This window comes from Mesorhizobium sp. M7D.F.Ca.US.004.03.1.1 (genome assembly GCF_003998635.1).
Taxonomy (GTDB): domain Bacteria; phylum Pseudomonadota; class Alphaproteobacteria; order Rhizobiales; family Rhizobiaceae; genus Mesorhizobium; species Mesorhizobium loti.
In genome coordinates this window covers 1-1,166 of the sequence record NZ_RZQG01001344.1, presented here as the reverse complement: position 1 = coordinate 1,166, position 1,166 = coordinate 1, and the positions used below count along the sequence as shown (strand labels likewise).

The following is a 1,166-nucleotide window of genomic DNA, read 5'->3' as shown; positions in this document are numbered from 1 at the left end:
CCTGTTGTCGTCCAGGGCCGGCGGCACGAGATTGCGGACGAACAAGGTCGTGACGCGGTGCGGCAGGATGAGCGGCGCAGCCGCGGCCGCCTCCAGGCGGGCGATCATGTCGGGCGCGTTGCGCGGCGCAAGACCCACGCCGTAGCCGAAGTAGAACGCATAGTCGACGCCCTGCCGGCCGAGTTCGGCCGCCGCATCCGCGACGCTTCGGGTGATCGGCGCGACCACCAGTTCGATGCGGTCGAACCAGGAGCGGCGTTCCCAGTCCGCGCGATCGTGCTCGGCGTGTTCGGCATCGACGATGACGCCCATTCTCAACCTGCGCGAGGAGCCGTGCGCGAGCGTCTCGGCCAGGCCGAACAGGAGTTCGCGCGGATGGATGAGCGGGACGTTGGAACGTAGTGCCTCGGTCGGCATCTCCGCCGCACAGGCCAGGATGATGAGCTTGACCCCGTCCTCCTGCTCCAGCAGGTCGATGGCCCCCTGCACATGACGCATGGCGAACGGAAGCGCATAGAAGCGGTGTTCCCACCCGTCGCCCATCTGGTTGCCGGTGGCGCCCGGCACATGCACGTGCGCGCCGATGTTGGCCGCCTCCTTGCCCACCTGATGCGGCGTGATCTGCTCGACCGTGAGGCCTTCGTAGATATGGCGGTTGACGACCTGAACATTGCCGCCGAGCGCCCTGAGAAACTCGCCATGGTAATGCACGTATTCGTCGCGAGGGCCATGGCCCGTCGTCACGACGCCGATTCGAATACCGTGTGTCGGTTGCATTGATCTCACTGCACCTGATGGATGGTCATGGGTTCGGGAATGGGATTGCTGCCGTCGAGGAACCTTTCGGCGGCGAAAGGATCCTTCGGATCGTGTTCCGCGTCACCGGCCATGAGATCCGCAAGCCGCCGCGCGCCCTCGATGCTGCACATGACGCCGTGGCCGTCGTAGCCGATGTTGACGAACAGTCCGGGGACGCCGGGCAACGGGCCGAAGATGGGCGCGCCGTCCATCGTCACGGCGAACGTCCCGGAACGGACCTGGATATCGTGAGCCTGCCGGCTCTTTTCGGTCCAGAACGGCGTCATGCGGCTGGCCGTCGCGAATGCGCGCTCGACGTAGCCCGGTTCGATCTCGGGGTCGTCGATGCCTTCGGGAACGAACAGCGT

At 66.0% G+C, this 1,166-nt stretch carries 2 protein-coding genes; both read right to left on the bottom strand.

The annotated features are described in order from the left end of the window. Positions 1 to 777, bottom strand: a 777-nt coding sequence (locus EN935_RS36935; RefSeq protein WP_164771730.1) for an AroM family protein, incomplete at its 3' end; no start/stop codon positions are given. A 5-nt stretch (positions 778 to 782) separates the two neighbouring features. Continuing rightward, the coding region (locus EN935_RS36930; RefSeq protein WP_164771729.1) for an FAD-dependent oxidoreductase at positions 783 to 1,166 on the bottom strand (384 nt) is incomplete at its 5' end.